Source organism: Paenibacillus sp. FSL H8-0282, from assembly GCF_037963825.1.
GTDB lineage: Bacteria > Bacillota > Bacilli > Paenibacillales > Paenibacillaceae > Paenibacillus_AQ > Paenibacillus_AQ odorifer.
The window spans coordinates 6,590,977-6,611,733 of record NZ_CP150146.1; the positions used below are offsets into that span (position 1 = coordinate 6,590,977).

The following is a 20,757-nucleotide window of genomic DNA, read 5'->3' on the forward strand; positions in this document are numbered from 1 at the left end:
CCGTTATCCATTATTACCATTCCTTCCTTATATCTGCTATAGCATCTGATACGTTTTTATCACCTTTTCGTTTCAGTTCTAAGCTTGTATAGATTGCCCAGTATTACTTTTGGAATAAGAACGTCTATATAAAAGGAGAACTCCTAACGAACACAAGCTGACAAGAAGCAACAGTCCGTATACATGCTCATAGGCTTTTGCCGGCGCAAGATCACGCTGAGCATGCAGCAACAGCCCACAGACCGCAACAGATACAGAACCTCCAAAGAACTGAATCAGTTGTAAAAGCCCCATACCTGAACCAATCCAAGTTCGCGGAAGAACCCGAGAAGCTTCATTATTTAAGGATGCCATTGTCGCCGAGAAGGCCGGAGAGAAGCAAAGATAACCAAGCAGAAGAACTACAGGAGATACAGAAAGGTTCAGCGCAAATGCAGCCATAACAGCGGCAAGAATACAATGCCCTATGATTAAGAAGCGCAAGTTGCCATACCGGTCAATAAAACGTCCAACAAAACGGGTAAGAAATGCGGATAATAACGCACCTGGTGCGATAAACAAACCAATCATCAACGCGGATTTACCAAACAGATTAGCGAGCACAAGCGGCATCAGGAACAAATTCCCCAAGTTCAGCACCAGAATACAAAAGCCTATGGTAACTAGCTTCAAGTATCCCGGCATTTTTAGCAGCTGCGGGTTAATAAAGGATTCCTTCGCCTTCTTCAAATACCAAGCGTGCACGATAATAGACACTACGCCCACTGCCAACCATACCAGAGATTGGGTGGTTACGGCTACCAGCAGACTTGCTGCATTTACAACGGTCAGCGCCGCCCCAATAACGTCAAAGCTTGCAGGCTGCGGCTGTTCCTTAGGTAATAACCGCAGTAGTACTGGCAATACAACAAGCACAAGGCAAGTAATTCCGAATAACCCGTTCCAGCCAAAATACTGACTGATGACACCACCAAAAATCGGGCCCAAACCAAAGGCCATTGCACTCCCTGCGGAGATCATGGCGATAGCCGCACCACGTCTTTCAATAGGCACATAACGGCTAGCCAGTACGAGACCCAATCCAGCCATCGCACCCGCGCCAGCAGATTGTACTATTCTCGTTATCAATAATGTATTAAAGTCATGCGCAAATAATCCAAACACTGAGGCCAACCCAAGAGTAATTAAGCCAACGGTCAAAAGTCTCCGAATCGGCACCACGTCTGATAAGCGGCTATAAATAACCGTCGATAAAGCATATCCAATCGAATAGCTCGAAATTACCCATGAACCTAGATCAGCAGAAATTTGGAGATCCTGAATAATGGTTGGAAGTGATACATTAAACATCGTTGTGTTCATCACTACGATAAAAAGGCACACGGTCCATAATGGCATGACTACTTTATCATTCATTACTACTTTCTCATTCATTCCTATCCATCCCTGTCCTAATTTATCTATACAAGCTTATCTAAGTTTATGCCTATAAAATCAGGATGGCAATTGGAATAGGGGGATTTAGACTATTTACGCCACATCAATCCGCACAACAATTCAAACAACTCCATGTAGTTGCGTGGATTTTTGCCCGTCAATGTATGAATGCGATTAAGCCGGTAGTTCAGTGTATTTCGGTGAATATTCAGCTTCTGTACAGTACGATTATGGTCCCCATTCTCAGCAATAAATACTTGCAGCGTTTCAATCAGGCCTGTCTTATCGCCCGACTGATCCAGCAGAGCATAAATCGTTCCAGGCCGTTCCGCCCCGTCATAGGAGAGATGAATTAAGAATTTTAGTTCCTCATAAGTGTACAGTTTCTTGAGCGGGTCGACTCTACTACCAACACTAATCGCCGCCTGGGCCTGTTCAAGTGAATAAGCAGCTAACTCCTCTGCTTCGCCAGAACCTATTCGCCCCACATTCGCACATGAATTTAGTTTTCCTATAAGCTCTTTATAAAGAAAAATATCCGTTATGAAAAAAACCGCCTTATCATTCTCCAAATTCCAGTAATGTGGATAAGACCTAAATACATTTTTGAATTCTTTTCCGTTCACATCGCCTTCCACAAGGATCGCCCAGCATTTTTTCTTAAGATCAAGCCCATAGCTGCCCGCCCGTTCCAGAAACTCAAGATCATATGCTTCTTTACGATAAGACAATTCATGATAAAATTTCACACGTTTTACTCGCTCATCCTGTTCCAGCTTGTTCCTTGCTTCCTGCTCAATAAGTAATATAGTAGTGACTCTGACCAGCTTACTAAACGGCCTAACCTCATCTGGATGTCCCGTAATACCTACCACACCCAAAACTTTATGATCTATAATAATGGGTTCATTCACCCCCGGCTTCATGCCGCTGCCATCCTCGTACACTTCAAAGACATGCCCACTTTGAATGGCTATTCTCGCTCCCTCATGTAAGGTTCCGACCCGTTTGAGATCTCCGCTTCCTACAATAAAGCCGCTCTCATCCATAACATTAATGTTATAAGGAACTACGCTCATCATTTCTTGTGCTATTTGTCCTGCAAGTGATTTCGATATCTTCATGTCTGTACCTCCTGTCCCTTTATATTCTACTCAGAAAGCTTCTACCTTAAAAAAGAAAAAGGGGCTGACTCCGTTCAGTCAGCCCCTCTATCACTTTGTATAATTCAATCAGCTTCCTTGGTTCAGCATGACTAACCTAGCCACATTCTCAGCCGTTCTTTCCAGATTCTCTTGGCCTTTATTCAAGGCATCCTCCAATGAAGCTGCACCTGGCATGATGCCAAAAATAGCATCGATCCCTTTATCATACAACACTTCCGTCTGATCGCCGATCCGTCCCGCAAAAGCCAGCACAGGTTTATTATATTTCTTAGCTACCTCAGCAACGCCAAGCGGAGTCTTGCCATATTGGGTCTGGAAATCGATGCTTCCTTCCCCGGTCCACACCATGTCCGCCTGCTGCACTTTTTCTTCAAGTCCAGTATAGTCGATCACAAGCTCAATGCCTTTTTTTAATATTCCGTTTAAGAACACCACCAGTCCTGCCCCAAGGCCACCCGCTGCACCAGCACCAGGCATATCTATAATATCGAAACCCAATTGCTCTTTGATGACACTCGCATAATGATGCAGATTGCTGTCCAGCTGTTTGATCATATCCGAAGTAGCCCCTTTTTGCGGACCAAATACATTGGAAGCCCCAGTCGGACCACATAATGGATTCGTAACGTCGCAGGCCACTTCAACCTGTACATCCTTAAGGCGAGGGTCAAATCCACTCAGATCAATACGGGCTAATCTGCCGAGCTCACCACCACCAAACAACAGCTCATTGCCTTCGGCATCCAGCAGCCTGCCGCCTAATGCCTGCACCATCCCGGCGCCTCCGTCATTGGTGGCACTGCCACCGATACCGATCAGCAGCTTGCTGACCCCACGATCAAGACATGCTTTGATTAATTGTCCTGTCCCGTAGGTGGTTGTAATCAACGGGTTACGTGTCTCAGGGGATACCAGCTGAATGCCACTCGCACTAGCCATTTCCAGCACCCCTGTCAGCCCGTCTCCTGTGATTCCGTAGGATGCGCTAACCTCATTGCCCAGTGGCCCTTTAACTTTTGTTATATATACTGTACCTTCCGTTGCATCGACCAAGGACTGCATCGTTCCTTCGCCGCCATCTGCCATGGGTACATGAATACAAGTAATATTAGAATTTACTTTGTGAATGCCTTTTTCCATGGCTTCACAAGCTTCTTTGGCTGTCATGCTTTCCTTGAAAGAATCCGGTGCCAATACGATGACAAAGTCTTTATTCATAGAATATCCGTCCCTTCTAGTTGCAAATATAAATTATAGGATGAAGCCGTATAATATAGTGGCGACGATAGCCATCGTCAGACCCACGAGACTTTCATAAGGAATCAGTGACATCCGGTCCTTAATGTTCATCTTAACGGAATCAGCGGTCACGTGGAAGAAGTTACCGTGTGGCAGATGGTCAATAACTGTAGCCCCGGTGTGCACCATAATTGCTGCATTTAGCGGCGCTGTGCCCATCGAAAGAATAGCGGGACCAAATGATCCGGCAGCCACGATAGAAGCCGTAGAGGTTGATGCTGTAGCAGCCGCCATCAGGATCCCTGCAATTGGCGCAAGGAACGTTCCGGAAATCCCCATAGCCGTTATTGCATCTACAACAGTAGCACTCAAATCCGATCTCGAGATAATACCAGCGATAGCACCAGCACCAATCAGGATAATGGCTGTACCTGTCATTTTATTTAACCCTGAGGTTGTAAAAGAAATGATGTTCTTCGTTTGTTTCATAGCAATCAATCCAATAATTCCGGCAAGAGGCAAGATGATCATAGAATCGACTTTAAATGATTTCAGCAATTCAATATTTAGAATATTTCCGATTGGGTTAATGGCTAGAAGTAAAATAGCGACAACTGGAGCGACGATGGCACGGCCAAAGCTAGGTTTAACCTTAGTACTGTCTTCCTCTTTAGTTACAACGTCGCCCTCTGCAATTTTCACACCTTTGTTGACCAGCAGATTAGCAATAATAACAGTGACAATCAGACCCGCAACGGCTGGGATGAATCCATGAATCATGACCTGAGCCAAATCTACATCAAAGCCTTTCGCTACGGCAATGGTGTTCGGGTTCGGTGAAATAATGTTACCGGCTTTACCGCCACCGACCAGTGCGAGCAGCAAAGCGGTTTTGGAAATGCCGATCTTCTTACCTACGGACAAAGCGATTGGAGCGACAATAATGATAGCGACTGTGATGAATACGCCTACCGCTGTAATAATCATAGTTGCCAGCGCTATAGATAATAACGCTTTCTTTTCGCCAAGCTTATCTACTATGGTCTCGGCCATTCGTTCGGCTGCCCCTGATTCAATCAATACCCCGGCCAGCACACCAGCTGCGAGAACACGTACAACTGCACCCATAACACTATTCGTTCCGTCGATGACATATTGTACTGTCTCTGCAATGGATGCCCCGCCTAATATTCCTCCGGCAATCGCGCCTAAAAAAAGTGCGTAGACCGGGTTAACCTTTTTGAAAATCAATACGACGGCCAGAATCAATCCCGCAATCGCGCCCATCCAGTTAATTACTGTGCCTTCCATCTCTAGTTGCCCCCTAGTATAAGAATTTGACACTATACAGTGTGTAATTTGATAACGCTTTCTAAACTGAGTATACTGCGCTTACAAACCCAATAATATTGACGGGACAACCTATTTTTTTGTGCATATGCACAAGCTCTGAGCATGAGAAAAAGACCAAGCTTAGGTTTCAGCACACCAGAGCTTGGTCTTTTAACATGAATTAGACGTATTAAGAAACTTGAGTTTCTTTCGTTAGAACAGGGGCAGCAGGATCTTCTGCCAGAACATTATCCTTTGTCTTGGAGAGGAAGATATTCAGCACAATCGCTGTAAGGGAACCGGATACGATACCGTTTTGCAGCAGCATCCGAGCGAATTCAGGCAATTGATCGAACATTGCAGGTACTGTTGCCGAACCCAATCCAACAGCGATACTACAAGCGGCAATCAGCAGATTACCATCCTTGCGCAGATCTACCTCTGACAGAATCGACATCCCGGAAACAGCAACCGATCCGAACATCACGATCATCGCTCCGCCCAGTACGGCATTGGGAATAACTGTTGTCAGAGCCGCCAATTTAGGCAGTAGTCCAAGCACAACCATAATCCCGCCGGCTGCAAAAATAACATTCCGAGTTTTGACCCGAGTCAGCGAGACCAGACCTACATTTTGCGAAAATGCTGTGTACGGAAATGCATTAAAGATCCCGCCCAGCATAATCGCCAAACCTTCCGAACGCAGCCCGTTTACGATCTGCTTTTGTTCCACTTTCTGATCCGTCACTTTACCAATCGCAAAGTAAACACCTGTGGACTCCACCATACTAACAATATTAACAATGATCATAGTGAAAATAGCCGTAAGATTGAACTGAGGCCATCCGAAGTAGAAAGGCTGTGCAACACTTACCCAAGAGGCTTCACCTACTGTAGAGAAACTAACAATGCCCATTCCATAAGCAATAATTGTACCCACTAAAAGACCTATCAAGACAGAGACCGAGCGAAGAAATCCTGTAGTAAAACGGTTAACCGCTAAAATGACCAGCAGCGTGATCAGTGCAAGCAACAAATTGCGGGGATTCCCAAAATCAGCGCTGCCTTCTCCGCCAGCTACGCTATTCATAGCTACAGGAATAAGAGATAACCCAATAATGGTCACGACTGAGCCCGTTACTATCGTTGGGAAAAACCTCAGTAGCTTCCCATAAAGGGGGGCCGCCAGTACCACGAATAAACCAGATAAAATAATTGCTCCGTACACCGTCGCCAAATTGTTGGCACTGCCGATAGCGATAATCGGCCCTACTGCCGTAAAGGTACATCCAAGAATAACCGGCAGCCTGCTGCCAAAATACTTAGTGCCCATAATCTGCAGCAAAGTAGCTAACCCGCAAGTAAACAAATCAGCTGCGATAAGATAGGCCATTTGGGTGGCATTCAGGTTCAGCGCGTTCCCTACGATCAGCGGAACAACAACTGCTCCGGCATACATCGCCAGTACATGCTGAAATCCTAACGCAAATACTTTTTTCTTGCTTAACATCTCGCACTCTCCTTGATTGGCTCTTTTGAACTTTCATTATCAATGAAGTGAATTTCACCTGGTGACATAGATGTAATCCGGGCTAAAGCATGGACTTCTATCCCTCTATCCTCGAGTAGACTCCGGCCTTCTTGGAAGCATTTTTCAATCACACAACCAACGCCAAGGAGTTCAGCGCCAGCCTCTTGCACGATATCAACCAGTCCAACAAGAGCAGCACCAGTAGCCAAAAAGTCATCTACAATAAGCACCTTATCGCTTGGTCCGATATATTTTTGCGAGACACTAACCATATAATCCTCTTTGCGTGTAAAAGAATGTACCGGCGCGGAATAGACCGCTTCAGATAAGGTCACTGCTTTCTTTTTCTTCGCATATACAAACGGTACGCCTAAGGCGATGGCCGTAGCCATGGCGAATTGAATGCCACTCGCTTCAATAGTGATGATCTTAGTGATAGGCAAATGTCCAAACAACCGCTTGAACTCCTGTCCAATTTGTAAGGCAAGCTCCGTATCCACCTGATGATTCAGAAATGAATCTACCTTTAGTACCGTTTCTGATAAAATAAGACCCTCTTGTCTGATGCGCTCTTGAAGTACCTTCATAGTAAACTTGATCTCTCCTTCTGAATTAAAAACAAAAAAAGGACAAATCCCTTGAGTCGTTTCTCTCAAGTGAATTTGTCCTTCTGGGTTTTTGTCCCTTAGTGGTGTAACACTGCATAGTGTCCGCATCGCTCGGTCCAGTCCTTCCATAGTCAGGAAGCGGAACCCTAGATGCGCTATTTCACTCATAGTCGGATAATTACATTGGTTATCCGGTAGAAACTTATGGGCCATATTCCCAAGATTATATGAGTTAACAAGCAAATATAAGGATAATGTATAATGTGAAACTTATATTTTTATAAATGTTCGATATGAATACCTTGTATATCTTACACGCTCTGTCTGGTGCTTACAAGCAAAATTTTAAGCAATTTGCATGCCATTTTCAGGTTATTTTCACGAAATTCAATTGTTTACATTTAGTAGTTGCTACTCCAATATCTTCTGCGCTGTTTCTTGGGTCGTTACAATTACATTCATATAGCCCCCATTTAGTGCCCCAAGGATCCCCGTTACCTTCTCAAGTGACTCCGCTACACCAATCGAATACCGTGCTTGCTTGATCTGCTCCAGCTCAATAGTCAGCGTTCGATCCGATATTCCGGTATGCACGGGAATCCCGTTGCCATCATAGAATCGTGAACAGATATCACCAGCGACCTTTCCATTCTCCAGCTCAGCAATCACTGCATCACCATAAAAACCGCGCCACGCCTCTTCCCCTTTCATTTCCGGCGATCCGATGCCGAACATAGCGATATCCAGATGGTCCCACGCCTTGGCAATGGTCTGATAATACTGCGAATTCATCAGTTGATCTCTAGTTTCCTTTTGCTCCGTGATCGCTGGAACATCAATCATTAACGAGCGCGCACCCCATTTTAGAGCAGCTTGATAACAGATGTTATTTACATGGTACCCGCTCTCCATCTTTCCTGATGGGCCGCCGACCGTAGGTACACAGGTTACAAATGGTCTCTGGGCTTGTGTTAGGCTTTCTACAACGCTAGCTAAGCTGCTTCCCCAAGAAAACCCAATCGTATCTTTCGGGAGAAGCACTTGCTCGAGCCATCTCGCACAGGCTTGTCCTATAGCTTTGCGTTTAATCGTGCTGGACTGTGCAGGATCTACCTCCACAACAATGGCTTCCCGTAGCCCGAACCGCTCCTTCAACTCCTGCTCCAATGTAAAATGATCGCCAGTATCGTAATTAATAGTTATTGTAACGATCCCTTCTTCACGTACCCTCTTTAGCATCCTGCTGATAGTGGTACGATATATACCAAGTTGGCTGGAGATTTCACTCTGCGTTAAATTCTGTTCATAATACATTTGTGCTATTTTAATAAGCAGCTTCTTATCTTCTTTTCGATCCATGTTACAACGCCCCCGCGTATTCAACAGTTTGACGGATTTAGACCCCCCCGCTATACTGTAGACGATTGTTTTGCACATTTATTATTATATTGCACAAATGTGCTTAATATCAAAACTTTTATGAAGATGAATGGTTCAGATGGAATCAAGGTATCTCTAAATAAAAACAAAAAATCAAACAAGTGAGGTGCTGGAAATGAACCCTTTAAAGTGGGCAATTGTCGGTCCAGGAAGTATAGCTGCCGAATTTGCGGCTGCGCTGAATGAAACGGGAGGAACGTTGTATGCGGTTGGGTCGCGAAGCTTGGAGAAAGCACAACAATTCGCTAATCAATATGGAGCCACGAAAGCTTATGGCAATTACAGTGAAATGCTGCAAGATCCTGCAATTGATGTAGTGTACATCTCTACGCCACATAGCAATCATTATGAATACATCATTGAAAGCTTACAGAATAACAAACATGTTCTCTGCGAAAAAGCAATCACGGTGAACAGCAAACAACTTCAAGAAGTCACCCGACTTGCCGCTGAAAAGGATCTGGTTGTGGCCGAAGCTATGACCATCTACCATATGCCACTGTATAAGAAACTGCGGCAGCTCATTGATGACGGCATCATCGGGCGCCTCAAAATGGTGCAGGTCTCCTTTGGCAGCCATAAAGAATATGATGTGAACAACCGTTTCTTCAGCAAAGATCTGGCGGGCGGAGCACTGCTGGATATTGGGACATATGCGCTGTCCTTCACAAGATTCTTCCTGTCCAAACAGCCCCATGAGATTCTTACTACGGTAAAACAATTCGAGACAGGAGTGGACGAGCAATCCGGTATTATTCTTAACAATGCGGCAGATGAAATGGCGGTAATCTCCCTTACAATGCGCTCCAAAATGCCTAAACGGGGGGTGGTTGCAGGAGAGCTCGGATTTATTACCGTAGACAATTTCCCGCGGGCCAGCAAAGCCACCATTCAATATTTGGATGGCACAGTAGAGACGATTGAAGCTGGAGATACAGCCAAAGCTTTGCAATACGAGATTGAAGATATGCAGCGGTATATTGCAGATAAAAGCCATAAAGAGACCCTCAACCTCTCCTTGGATGTCATGGACATTATGAGCAATGTCCGGGAGCAATGGGGGATCAAATATAGCTTTGAATAAATAAACCGTTTAGTAGGCAGCTAACTTAGGCAAATGATTGTTTTTCGAGGTAGATCGCCCGTATTCATCACTTATTCCCCCCATCTGCATTAATGTTAATGAAGTCAAAGTATGGGAGAGTGAATATGGGTGGCCTATAAAAGAGACCGGATCGTTGTCATTATTCAAAAAGGAAAACGGCGCATAATTACAAGGACCCCACTCCACGGAGTGGACAGATTAGTCTTTGTCATCAATAATCAATATACGAACGCCCCCAACACTACACAAATTGCAAGCGGTGCAGGGCGCAGCAGCGCAAGCGGCAATAATGCCGCCATTGCTTCTCCCTATACACGCCAACAACAAAGTGTCGGCGCAGGCGGTGATGCGACTAACCTAGGCAGCGGGGGCTACAAACGCGGCAAAGCTAAGCCCCTCTTATTATATCCGTATCGCAAAGAAGTTGTGGTCGTTATCAATACCCAGACGGTTAAACTGCCTAAACGGAGCCAGAATGCCTCCGCAACTCAGGTAGCAAGCGGAGGCGGAACGTTCAGCACCGGTGGAACAAACTCCGCTATTGAAAGCCCAGGAACAAGACAGCAGCAGGCGGTTGGTGGAGGATCGGGTGGGCACGCCACTAACAAAGGCACAACTAAACGGCGCCACCTCAAACAACGGTCTCGTTAACCCTATTGGGACTATATAACAAGCATAGCAAAAAGCATGGGCAAACCTGACGAGATCAGGGTGCCCATGCTTTTTGCGGTTTGGCGAGTTGCGCTATAGGTACTTTTTAGTACCTATAGCACTTTAAAGTACGTACTATACTTAATGGACAGATCTCTTCATAATAGCACTTACCGGCCGGTGATTAACACAGCGTAGGAGTGAAAGAAATGTCCTTAGATAAAAAAAGAAGCACCTTGGCGCTCTTAGCTCTAGCCATTAGTGCCTTTGCGATTGGTACCACTGAGTTTATCAGTGTGGGGCTGCTGCCTCTAATCGCCACGGATCTGCATATACCGGTAACCACAGCCGGGTTGACCGTTACTTTATACGCTTTAGGAGTAACTTTTGGCGCACCCATCTTAACGTCGCTAACCACGTCGATATCGCGCAAAACCTTACTGCTAAGCATTATGATCGTCTTTATTATCGGCAATAGTCTTGCGGCGGCTGCGGACGGAATTACATTGCTGTTAATCGCGAGAGTAATTTCCGCTCTGGCCCATGGCTTGTTCATGTCGATTGCTTCGACTATTGCCGCCGATCTCGTGCCTGAGGATCGTAAGGCCAGTGCCATTGCCATCATGTTCACTGGACTTACAGTAGCTACTGTTACGGGCGTTCCACTAGGTACGTTCCTTGGCCAACAACTCGGCTGGCGTGCTGCATTTGTTGCTATTATTGCTATCGGGCTTATAGCACTCATCGGCAATCTGATCCTTGTTCCTTCATCCGGGCTGCGCAAAGGCACCCATACACCCCTTCGTGAGCAAGTTAAGCTGGTCACCAATGGGCGTTTACTGCTTGCCTTCGCAATTACGGCTTTGGGCTATGGGGGCACATTTGTAGTCTTTACTTATTTATCACCCCTTCTGCATGAGATCAGCGGCTTCAAAGAGAATACAGTCGCCGTAATCTTGCTTGTATACGGCATTGCGATTGCCATCGGGAACGTGATTGGAGGTAAAGCCGCCAACCGCAAACCGATGAATGCTCTATTCTATATGTTTGCAGTCCAAGCTGTCGTCTTATTTGTCTTAGCTTTTACCGCACCTTACAAGGTTGCCGCACTGATTACGATCTTCTTTATGGGACTGTTAGCTTTCATGAACGTGCCCGGCTTGCAAGTACATGTCGTTACGCTTGCAGATCGATATGCGCCAAGTGCACGAGATGTAGCTTCTGCATTAAATATTGCTGCTTTTAACGCTGGTATTGCCATTGGTGCGTACCTTGGCGGCATCGTCACAGATCATATGGGACTGATTCATACCACTTGGGTAGGTGCCATCATGGTTCTGTCCGCTGTATTACTAACGGCATGGAGCCGTGCTCTGGAGAAGAAAGATGAGGCTCCTCTCCAGACTAAAGCTGCTTAAAGAGCAGTCCATTAACAACCCAAACAAACTTTTAAATATCTTAGGAGGTTACTTTATTATGGCTCAACATCTACAGGATACAACTACATTACACAACGGTGTAAATATGCCTTGGCTAGGGCTTGGCGTATTTAAAGTGGAAGAAGGCGCAGAACTGATACAAGCGATCAAATCCGCTATTAGACACGGTTACCGCAGCATTGACACTGCCGCAATTTATGAGAATGAAACAGGCGTGGGACAAGCCATCCAAGAGGCTCTGCAAGAGAACAGCTTGTCCAGAGAAGAGCTTTTCGTAACCTCAAAGGTCTGGACCGCAGATATGGGCTACGAAGAAACCATTGCCGCCTACGAGACTAGCTTAGCTAAACTCGGACTTGAATACCTGGATCTGTACCTTATTCACTGGCCTGTAAAAGGAAAATATAAAGAGTCTTGGAGAGCGCTTGAAACGTTGTATAAAGAGGGCCGGGTAAAAGCCATTGGGGTCAGCAACTTCCAGATTCACCATCTTGAAGATGTACTGAAGGATGCTGAGATTAAGCCGATGGTCAATCAAGTTGAATTACATCCTTATTTGAATCAGCAAGAGCTGCTCGACTTCTGCAAAGAGCAAGGAATCCAATTAGAAGCTTGGTCTCCGTTAATGCAAGGTCAATTGTTCGATCAGCCTGTACTGAAACAAATTGCCGTCAAACATGACAAATCCGTCGCTCAGGTTATTGTCCGTTGGGACCTGCAACGGGGGATTATCACCATTCCTAAGTCTACTAAAGAACACCGGATCATCGAAAATGTAGACGTGTTTGATTTCAAATTATCTGACGAGGATATGACTCTAATTAACTCTCTCAACCAAGATCAGCGGGTAGGTCCAGACCCAGATCATTTTGATTTCTAAGGGATTACGCACCTTGCACTAACACTATAAGCACCGGCAACACGAGAAACGAAGCAAGCGTCGTCCACAAAATACATTTGGATACCAGCTCCGGTGAGGCATTAAAACGCTCGGCTAGCACGACGGCGTTGACGGCAACTGGCATAGAAGCCAAAATCAGCAGCACAGAGAACAAGGTTCCGGTAATTTGCAGGATCGATAATCCGAGGTAAGCCACTAGCGGCGCTAAGATTAATCGAATCGACAGCCCAGTCCAAAAAGTAGACTGACCCTTGCGTGCGGATGGCATGTTTCTCACTTTAACCATCTGTGCGCCAAGGATCGCCAGTACCACCGGTGAATATCCTCCAGCTACCAAGGCAACCCCTGTAGCCACCTCTGCAGGCAAATGCAGGCCAAAGATACGGAGAAGAAGGGCCAACAGAGCTGCGTAAATGGCAGGAAGTGAAAAGACCGATTTTACTGCATTTTTTACCGAGAACTGAGATCTTGCTGCAAAATAAACGCCTATCGTATTCACGATAATCATTTGTCCGATCACATATACAGAGGCCTTATCGAGACCAAGCTGTCCGAAAGCTAGCAACACCAGCGGAAGTCCATAATTCACGCTATTCGTAAACGTTGAAATCAAAGTCAGACCGGATACTTCGGATGGATCTAGCTTCAATAATTTGCCGACTATATTCGCAATCGCCCATAAGAAGATTAGATTTAGAAGCGAAAAGGCGAGCGTCTTATAAATATCATCCATGGATATCTCTGCAGTAGCCAATGTATTTAAAATAATTGCCGGCGTTAAAAAGTATAGATAAAGCGTCAATAACGGCTTCGTATCCAGATTCTTAAACCGCCCAAGTAGGGCACCCACGATCACAGGAATGGACAAAGGCACGATGACTTGGTATAACGTCGATAACACACTTTGGATCATGAATAGAACTCCTCTGCTGTAGGTTACTTCAAACTATAAGCGTAACAGCGCAGAACGTCTAAGATATGAAATCAATATATCTCATAGCCAAAACCTATCATACCAGCAAAAAAGCTCCCAACCCTTACAAAGGGTTGGGAGCTTTTCGGTATATTGTTACATCATTTTGATCTCAAGCAACTCATATTTAATGATGCCCATCGGTGCATTTACACTAACAATATCTCCGACCTTTTTACCCAGCAATTCCTTGCCTAGCGGGCTTTCATAGGAAATCTTGTTATTAAGAACATCTGCCTCAGCAGCTCCAACAATTCTATATTCGATCTTCTCCGAATATTCGATGTCATTCAGAATAACAATACAACCCATACTAACCTTTGACAGATCCATTTGGCTCTCATCCACGATCTTGGCTTTGGTCAACATTTTCTCCAGAATCATAATACGAGTCTCCATGAACGATTGATCGTCCTTGGCCGAATGGTACTCACTATTTTCCTTCAAGTCTCCATAGCTGATCGCCAATTTAAGCCGTGCGGCCAATTCCTTACGCCCTGCGCCTTTCAATTCCTTCAGCTCTTCCTCTAATTGAGCCAACCCTTCTTTGGTCAAGAACACTTCTTCATTAGACATGTATACAACTCCTATTTTGGATGCTTTATAATATTTTAACCGATATATCCCAAACTTGCGAAAGATCTTACAAGAAGAAACAACATTGTCGTCCTTAAAGGACGACAACCATTTCTCGTAGAAATATAAAGATACTTTAAAGTACAAAACATATAAATGCTTATATTTTAAAAAAATCCCTGCCACAATTGAACATTGGGCAAGGAGGTCAATGCTGCTTAATTATTCTGGCAAATGCTCTTTACAAAAAAGGAGTAACGCTTCTTCCTCGTCCTCTTCCATATCGAAATCGAGCAGTTGACCTGAAGTTGTCTCCTGTAGATCATAACTTACGATGCTGACTTGATCTTCATCCACCTTAATAATCGCTCTAGCGGATACTCCGTTCTCTACATACAGCTCATCATCCTCTGGAACGTCCAGTTGAACGACAAATTCATACCGTTTACCGGTTAGTATACCGAAAGGATCTTTTACATTCTCCACATTATAGCCCGTAAATGTCAACATAACTCAATCAACCTCTTTTCCTAATACCTGCCACGTCATTGTATCACAAAAAGTAACATATTGTTGTCGAGGTAGTCCGTCAAGCCATGGCTTTGGATTTCTTGATTTGTTTGCTTCGCAGCTGTCCGCAGGCAGCATCAATATCCACACCATGCTCCAGACGAGTGCTTACGCTGACACCCTGCTTCTTCAAGGTATCAAAAAAGGCCCGCACCGTCTCCCGCTCGCTTCTTTGATATTGGCTGTGTTCATCCACCGGGTTATAAGGAATCAAATTCACATTGACGAGCGGGCGTCGATCGCCAATCAGCTCGGCCAGTTCAAGCGCATGCTCTCTGCCGTCGTTTACATCCTTCATCAGAATGTATTCCAGCGTAATTCTCCGCTTGGTTTTCTCCAAATAATAATCTATAGACTCCATTAGCTTCTCTATTGGAATGGCCTTGTTAATCTTCATGATCTGCGTCCGCAGTTCATTATTAGGGGCATGCAAAGAAACCGCCAGGTTCACCTGCGTATTCGCATCCGCAAATTCAACGATTTTGTTAGCCAATCCGCTCGTTGATACGGTAATCCCTCTACCCGCAATTGCTAGTCCCTTGTGATCTTTGACAATCGCCAGGAAATCGAGCAGGTTCTTGAAGTTATCGAATGGCTCGCCAATGCCCATCACTACGACGTGACTGACCTTTTGATCCAGGTTCGCCGTATCCAGATGCTGCTGGACCTTCATAATCTGCTCCACAATCTCTCCGCTGGAGAGATCCCGGCTCTTCGCCAATAGCCCACTTGCACAGAAGCTGCAGCCGATATTGCAGCCCACTTGCGTGGTTACACATACAGACAAGCCGTATTTCTGTCTCATAAGCACGGTCTCGATCAGGTTGCCATCCTTTAGACGGAACAGGAACTTAATCGTTCCATCCGCAGATTCCTGCTTCACATGTTCTTCCAAGGTATGAATGACAAAATTCTGCTCTAATAATTCTACACAATCTTTATTTACATCGAGCATTTCCGAAAAGTCTGTAATCCGCTTCCGATAAAGCCAATCCCAGACCTGCGTAGCCCGAAACTTTTTATGTCCACGTTCTAACAGCCATGCCGCCAGTTGATCAAAAGTTAATCCATAAATGGATTCTATATTCATTCGTTATCCTCTTTTCAAAACGTTAAAGTTCAGAACATCACTACTCATTGTCTCAAATTTTTTTTATTAAAACAAGGGGAGTTATTGGGTTGTGTCGAAGTTTACACCATTAAAGTCTGTTCTATGAACATGTATCTAAGGAGCGATGGAATCATATGGGTTCAACAAGAATAAAAGCAATCAGCCTCACCCTTCTAGCTGCCGTTCTAATCCTTGGCGGTTTTTTAGTGTATATTACTCTCACTGACTATAAACCACAGGAGATTACTACACTTACTGTAAACAATAATCCGCAGCAAGTAATGAAGCAGGGAGAGTCCTTTTCTGTAACTACCTTTAATATTGGCTACGCCGGGTTGGATAAAGGCCAAGATTTCTTTATGGATGGCGGAACAAAGTCACGCTCAAGCAGTAGGGAACAAACGAAGATAAACCTTGAGGCCGTAGCGTCCCTTATGACAGTTACAGACTCGGACCTGTTCATGCTGCAGGAGGTCGACATCGATTCTTCCCGTAGCAACGGTATAGATGAAGTCTCTTACTTGTCGAATAAGTTCGCTGATTACAGCAATGTTTTCGCGACCAACTACAAGGTACCTTGGGTACCGCTTCCTGTTCTTGATCCGATGGGCTCGGTGAACAGCGGTTTATTAACTTTATCCCGTTTTAACAGCACAAGTAATATTAGATATGATCTCCCGGGCAAAGAAACCTGGCCTCGCCAACAGTTTGATCTCGACCGTGCTTTTGTGGAGAGCAGATTCCCCGTTGATAATGGAAAAGAACTGATTCTAGTCAATCTTCATTTATCAGCCTTTGACCAAGGCGGAACGATTCGCAAACAGCAATTGGAGTATTTATCGGCTTATATCAAGAAGGAGAATGACAAAGGGAACTACCTCATCTTAGGGGGAGATTGGAACCATTCCCTTCCGGGTACAGCTCCTGATGCTTTCGAGACAACGCAGGATTGGCCGCAATGGCTGCAAGAATTCCCTGAACATTTTCAACAGGGCTTTCAGTGGGCTGTAGATGCCAAGGTACCCTCCGTCCGGACGCTCGATGTTGCCTATACAGAAGGTGTGAATTTCCGCGCAGTGATTGATGGCTTTCTAGTCTCACCAAACGTCAGCATAAGCGGCGTACAGGGTCATGAGTTATCCTTCGAACACAGTGATCACAACCCTGTAACAGCCACTTTTATTCTGCAATAACATGGATTCTCTGATTCTATTTAAAAACAACAAATTTCAGGTTTTTCTCTTGGAAATACTTAATGATAGCGGGCAAAGCTTCTACAGTAATCTTCTTTTCGTGAAATAGATAGACTCCGCCGGACGGATCGGCATGATGAACATATTGAAGAATATCCTCTGGGTTCTTGACGTTCCAATCCTCGGGATCACGATTCCACAATAATACCTTCATCTGCTGTTCCGTCACCTTGGCGGTTAACTTGTCATCAATCGCCCCATATGGCGGCCGAAAAATAGTAATCGGTGATTGTGTAATTTGCTCCAGCGCCTGATTAGTCTTCGCCAAGTTAATCCGGTTCTCCTCAACGCCATTAGCAGTCATTTTGCTATGATCCCACGAATGACTCCCAACCGACATCTTATGCTCATTAGCATACCTAACGGCTTCCGCATTATGAGCTACCTTATTCCCAATGAATAAAAAGGTGGCAGCCACCTTATGTTCTACTAGAATATCTACGATCTCTTTCGTATACTTTGACGGCCCATCATCAAATGACAAGGCAACATAACCCTTCGGCAAACTATACAAAAATTCATTCTCGGGTAATTCATACTTTTCGTACGGTAATGTCTGTTCTTGAGGAGGGACTGAAGGTTCTGGTGTAGGCTCGGCTTGCTGGTTATGAACCGATATCGTCTGCGCTAAGGTAACGAACGGTACCGAAAGTAATGGCTCAGAGTCGGCCCCTAATACGGGTTCCTCCAGCGCTTCAGCACTATCTACGAGTTGTCCATCCATTCGCAGAGGTAACACAAATATCAAACAAGCGAACATGAGACACAGCAGTGCAACCAGTCCAATTCGTTTGGTCTTCTTTCTGCTTATCCTATGCCCTGGTTCTGTAGAGGGAAGCATGGTCTGAACTACCCTCTCCTCTTCTGCTTGAGGATAGTCCTGCTGCTTTAATTGAAGAAGTTGGGTTACATAATTTTCAGAACAGGCAAAATACAATGTTTCGCTGTAAGCTCTGTTCATTATAATCAGCGTGCTGTAGTAACTATTCCGAAACGGATCCCACTTCGGATACAGCGACAATCTCATTCTCCCTCCAGAAAAGGGACCTAGCGCCTTCAATTGTTCGTATGTAAATTCATCTATGGTGAGCTTGCTTCTTGCGTACCCAACATTACGGGTTAGACCTACCTCAATCTGATAACCGGCCTGTTCATGCTCAAGCGACAGTAACTCAATCATTAGAATGGTGTCCGGTTCCTTAGATGCCATGAATCCTATGTATCTCCGTTTCCATCGTTTCGATCCGTCAGACTACTGCCACTCCCAAAAGGAACCGTCATCCGATTGGTGAAATCGCTGATCATACCCGAGAGATACGCCTTTTCTTGGCGAATCGTATCGTACTTTTGTTTTAGATGTGCATTCTCAATCTCAACCCGTCCGATTTTCTCTTCCAGATCATTCATCTTTTTGAGTTTCTCTGCATGGGCTTCGTTATGTTTTTGAATCAAATTTACATATTTTTGCTGCTCCAGCTCAATGGTACTCTTCAATTCCTCAATCTCAGCTGTGAGCGTAGTTTGAAGCTCCCGGTAATCCTCCAGCACTTGATCGACCTTCAAATTTCTCTCAATCAACTTATGCTCAAGCTCGCGGACATTCTTTTCTCTTTCCTCAATAACCTTATTGAGGTTCTTCATATCCCGGTTTAAGCGCTCCACATGACTGCTGGAATGGGTTAACCGATCCTGAAGTTCATTAATATTGGTCTCCGCATGTTGTCTGGCCTGAATAATCTGCTCCACGGAGAAGATCAAATCGAGTGATTTTTTATCAAGCTGAGCTTTGCCTGTAGTAACCAATCCAGCTAAAGTCTCGTCTGAGGTCTTTTCTTCTATTTCTTCGACCTGTTCATCTAATAATTGTACCTTTTGAACCATATCCGACTTGGATTGCTTATCCACTGAATCTTTCTTTTTAAAAAAGGGGGAAATCATCGATTTTATCACCTCAATTATAAAAAAATGTCAAAAAATGTCGAGTGCCCACGAGTCTATTATAGTTTACTTATCTTGTATGTAAGTGAGCCTTTATATCTAACTTTCTGAAATGCACCTAAAGACCTATTCTCTTCTGCAAAATAAAAAAAGCACCCCTTCGGGTGCTTTGATTTCAATTGAATTTATCGGGAAATTGTTTGATCAATCCCTCGGTTAAGATATCTGCGAACATGATCATATGTTCCAGCCCTTTATCAAATGCGGCAATTTCGGCATCCCAATCCTTTTTAACTCTAGCTGTCACGTCATCAGTAATCAATTCCAGATGTTCATGAAGCATTTCCTTTAATTGTTCATAAGAATATTTGGGGTTCTGGCTACTAAGAAACTTGGCAATGTCATCAGCGTTGGCATACCACTCTTTATTGTATTTTTCCACATCGGCCTGATTTCCAGCCTTTACAGCACCTAGAACTTTTCCGGCAATAAGAATATGCTCCCGCAATAATTGAGCCAGCTTATCTCCAACTGCCTCACCGTAATACGGTTTAAAGACATCCCCTATGTCCTGTTGATTCTGTAACAGCCTTGCCAGTACCTTATCCTTGTCCTCAGAATCTGCAAAGGCGCTAACAATGTAGTTCTTTGTCCATACCACATGATCGATCCATAACTTCCTAAGATTATCCTTAAGCTCAATTACGGAGGGGGTTAAGCATTGCTTGTGGGAGCTCTTTTTCTCTTTAGCTGCTGCAGCATCGGCAATTGTAGGTGTAACACTTACAACCAGAAACATACACAATAAGGTTAGCTTCAACATCAAATACTTATTTTTCAATATGACCTATCTCCTTGTGAACAGTGATGGATTTGAATATCTTGTATATTGTGCACCTTTACTTCTATTTCATTCGCAACTATTCTCAGAACACAAAAAAGCACCATCACGTGGACGGTGCCTGGGTCTTACTTTTATCTAAACATCACTTTATCTACGTTGTATTTAGATTTCAGTTCATTAATGATATAGGTTTCGTAGATCTCTCTATGAACTGGACTTTCGATCAAACACACATCAATTCTGGTGACCTCGTCCCGATGTTGCTTGATGTCAGATACGGTGTCTTCAAAATGTTTTTTAATTCTTGGTCTTAGCTTTCTCGCTTTACCTACAAACAACAACTCATCCTGATCATTGTAGAACATAAAGATACCGCCGTAATCTCTCGGAATCAGGTGAAAGTCCGTAAATCCGTAAATATTGCTTAACTGCGGGTTAATTTGTTTAGTAATACTAACATCCGCTTTTGGAATCGTTATGTTGATCATTAGCTCACGTCCTCTTTCTATATAGGAGTAAATAGTATCATAAATCGCTAAGTAAGACCATTCAATCTGGCGCAGTCAAATAAATACAATAAAAGCAAGTTCAATTGATCTAATGGAAATATCACTAAAAATTATGGCATTATTCAAAACCTTCC

The 20,757-nt window shown here is 44.4% G+C and carries 20 protein-coding genes and 1 riboswitch; of the genes, 5 read left to right on the forward strand and 15 right to left on the reverse strand.

The window, feature by feature from the left end; all coding sequences use genetic code 11:
• Window positions 1–78: 78 nt before the first annotated feature.
• From NST94_RS28635 to NST94_RS28665, 7 genes are all read right to left on the reverse strand, one after another.
• Window positions 79–1,434, reverse strand: coding sequence for an MFS transporter (locus tag NST94_RS28635; RefSeq protein ID WP_256720958.1), 1,356 nt, complete (start codon window positions 1,432–1,434; stop codon window positions 79–81).
• A 92-nt stretch (window positions 1,435–1,526) separates the two neighbouring features.
• Complete coding sequence (locus tag NST94_RS28640; protein ID WP_076301496.1) at window positions 1,527–2,561, reverse strand: sugar diacid recognition domain-containing protein; 1,035 nt, start codon at window positions 2,559–2,561, stop codon at window positions 1,527–1,529.
• Window positions 2,562–2,669: 108 nt separating this feature from the next.
• A complete protein-coding gene (locus NST94_RS28645; protein ID WP_076132736.1) occupies window positions 2,670–3,821 on the reverse strand; it encodes a glycerate kinase in 1,152 nt (383 codons plus the stop codon).
• Between the two features lie 33 nt (window positions 3,822–3,854).
• Window positions 3,855–5,153 (reverse strand): SLC13 family permease, encoded by a 1,299-nt coding sequence (locus NST94_RS28650; protein WP_076301497.1) that lies wholly within the window; start codon window positions 5,151–5,153, stop codon window positions 3,855–3,857.
• A 211-nt stretch (window positions 5,154–5,364) separates the two neighbouring features.
• Window positions 5,365–6,684, reverse strand: a complete 1,320-nt coding sequence (locus NST94_RS28655) for a nucleobase:cation symporter-2 family protein (protein ID WP_036682206.1) — start codon at window positions 6,682–6,684, stop codon at window positions 5,365–5,367.
• Window positions 6,678–7,292 carry a xanthine phosphoribosyltransferase gene (locus NST94_RS28660; protein WP_076301573.1) on the reverse strand — a complete coding sequence of 205 codons (615 nt, stop codon included), beginning with the start codon at window positions 7,290–7,292 and terminating at the stop codon, window positions 6,678–6,680. Before NST94_RS28660 ends, NST94_RS28655 begins: the two co-directional genes overlap by 7 nt.
• 168 nt (window positions 7,293–7,460) lie before the next feature.
• Window positions 7,461–7,564: riboswitch (purine riboswitch) on the reverse strand.
• A 160-nt stretch (window positions 7,565–7,724) separates the two neighbouring features.
• Complete coding sequence (locus NST94_RS28665) at window positions 7,725–8,672, reverse strand: sugar-binding transcriptional regulator (protein WP_076301498.1); 948 nt, start codon at window positions 8,670–8,672, stop codon at window positions 7,725–7,727.
• A gap of 196 nt (window positions 8,673–8,868) precedes the next feature.
• Here NST94_RS28665 and NST94_RS28670 point away from each other — a divergent pair, with 196 nt between their 5' ends.
• From NST94_RS28670 to NST94_RS28685, 4 genes are all read left to right on the forward strand, one after another.
• Window positions 8,869–9,837: a Gfo/Idh/MocA family oxidoreductase gene (locus tag NST94_RS28670; protein ID WP_339170452.1), complete on the forward strand. Its 969-nt coding sequence runs from the start codon at window positions 8,869–8,871 to the stop codon at window positions 9,835–9,837.
• A 159-nt stretch (window positions 9,838–9,996) separates the two neighbouring features.
• The gene (locus NST94_RS28675) at window positions 9,997–10,509 is read left to right on the forward strand and encodes a hypothetical protein (protein WP_248549042.1); all 513 of its coding nucleotides are present in this window, start codon (window positions 9,997–9,999) and stop codon (window positions 10,507–10,509) included.
• 209 nt (window positions 10,510–10,718) lie between these two features.
• Window positions 10,719–11,927: an MFS transporter gene (locus tag NST94_RS28680; protein ID WP_076105088.1), complete on the forward strand. Its 1,209-nt coding sequence runs from the start codon at window positions 10,719–10,721 to the stop codon at window positions 11,925–11,927.
• Window positions 11,928–11,985: 58 nt separating this feature from the next.
• Window positions 11,986–12,828, forward strand: a complete 843-nt coding sequence (locus NST94_RS28685) for an aldo/keto reductase (protein WP_076222381.1) — start codon at window positions 11,986–11,988, stop codon at window positions 12,826–12,828.
• A gap of 4 nt (window positions 12,829–12,832) precedes the next feature.
• On the opposite strand, the gene NST94_RS28690 is transcribed toward NST94_RS28685, so the two are convergent.
• From NST94_RS28690 to rlmN, 4 genes are all read right to left on the reverse strand, one after another.
• Complete coding sequence (locus NST94_RS28690) at window positions 12,833–13,762, reverse strand: AEC family transporter (protein ID WP_076181882.1); 930 nt, start codon at window positions 13,760–13,762, stop codon at window positions 12,833–12,835.
• 156 nt (window positions 13,763–13,918) lie between these two features.
• Window positions 13,919–14,398: a transcription elongation factor GreA gene (greA, locus tag NST94_RS28695; protein ID WP_036682220.1), complete on the reverse strand. Its 480-nt coding sequence runs from the start codon at window positions 14,396–14,398 to the stop codon at window positions 13,919–13,921.
• A 222-nt stretch (window positions 14,399–14,620) separates the two neighbouring features.
• Window positions 14,621–14,908: a DUF6509 family protein gene (locus NST94_RS28700; RefSeq protein WP_036682221.1), complete on the reverse strand. Its 288-nt coding sequence runs from the start codon at window positions 14,906–14,908 to the stop codon at window positions 14,621–14,623.
• A gap of 79 nt (window positions 14,909–14,987) precedes the next feature.
• Window positions 14,988–16,058 carry a 23S rRNA (adenine(2503)-C(2))-methyltransferase RlmN gene (rlmN, locus tag NST94_RS28705; protein WP_076181880.1) on the reverse strand — a complete coding sequence of 357 codons (1,071 nt, stop codon included), beginning with the start codon at window positions 16,056–16,058 and terminating at the stop codon, window positions 14,988–14,990.
• 155 nt (window positions 16,059–16,213) lie between these two features.
• Between rlmN and NST94_RS28710 the strand changes: the two genes are divergently transcribed.
• Window positions 16,214–17,272, forward strand: coding sequence for an endonuclease/exonuclease/phosphatase family protein (locus NST94_RS28710; protein ID WP_076181878.1), 1,059 nt, complete (start codon window positions 16,214–16,216; stop codon window positions 17,270–17,272).
• 16 nt (window positions 17,273–17,288) lie between these two features.
• Here NST94_RS28710 and NST94_RS28715 read toward each other — a convergent pair whose 3' ends face one another.
• The 4 genes from NST94_RS28715 to NST94_RS28730 all read right to left on the reverse strand — a co-directional run bounded on the left by NST94_RS28715 (window position 17,289) and on the right by NST94_RS28730 (window position 20,602).
• The gene (locus tag NST94_RS28715) at window positions 17,289–18,542 is read right to left on the reverse strand and encodes a polysaccharide deacetylase family protein (RefSeq protein ID WP_339281507.1); all 1,254 of its coding nucleotides are present in this window, start codon (window positions 18,540–18,542) and stop codon (window positions 17,289–17,291) included.
• 5 nt (window positions 18,543–18,547) lie between these two features.
• The gene (locus tag NST94_RS28720) at window positions 18,548–19,237 is read right to left on the reverse strand and encodes a hypothetical protein (RefSeq protein WP_239498760.1); all 690 of its coding nucleotides are present in this window, start codon (window positions 19,235–19,237) and stop codon (window positions 18,548–18,550) included.
• Between the two features lie 208 nt (window positions 19,238–19,445).
• Complete coding sequence (locus tag NST94_RS28725; protein WP_175617270.1) at window positions 19,446–20,111, reverse strand: glycosyltransferase; 666 nt, start codon at window positions 20,109–20,111, stop codon at window positions 19,446–19,448.
• Between the two features lie 134 nt (window positions 20,112–20,245).
• Window positions 20,246–20,602, reverse strand: coding sequence for a nucleotide excision repair endonuclease (locus NST94_RS28730; RefSeq protein WP_036682230.1), 357 nt, complete (start codon window positions 20,600–20,602; stop codon window positions 20,246–20,248).
• Window positions 20,603–20,757: the final 155 nt, after the last annotated feature.